General features: G+C 57.5%; 1 protein-coding gene. It reads left to right on the top strand.

Going from position 1 to position 412, the window contains the following annotated elements; genetic code table 11:
* Positions 1–412: hypothetical protein (locus tag G5S52_RS23525; protein ID WP_165018897.1), on the top strand; the 412-nt coding region annotated here is incomplete at both ends.

The raw sequence follows: 412 nt of genomic DNA, 5'->3' as shown, positions 1-412 counted from the left end.
CACACCGGTGACCCGTGATGTGGTGATCGCTGCGAACACCACCTCGGTCAACTTTACCGTAGATACCCTGAACGACAGCCTGAATGAATCCGCCGATGATGATGTCTTTACTGTGTCAGTAGACTCAACATCCGGTGGTGACTTTGAGGCTCAGCCAACCGCACCGGCCGCTGTCGAAACCACCATCAATGACGGCACCACCACGGATGCGCCAACCCTGACCCTGACGGGCGATGCCTCAGTGAATGAAGGTGAAGCGGCCAGCTACACCTTGACACTCAGTGAAGCGCCAACCGCTGATTTCACCGTGACTATCGTCGTGGCTCACAAGACCACGGAAGATGGCGATGTCACGCCGGTGACCCGTGATGTGGTCATTGCGGCAGGCACCACGTCCACTGACTTCACCGTC

Source organism: Grimontia sedimenti (assembly GCF_011045095.1).
Lineage (GTDB): Bacteria > Pseudomonadota > Gammaproteobacteria > Enterobacterales > Vibrionaceae > Enterovibrio > Enterovibrio sedimenti.
This window is presented reverse-complemented; position numbering and strand designations above follow the sequence as displayed.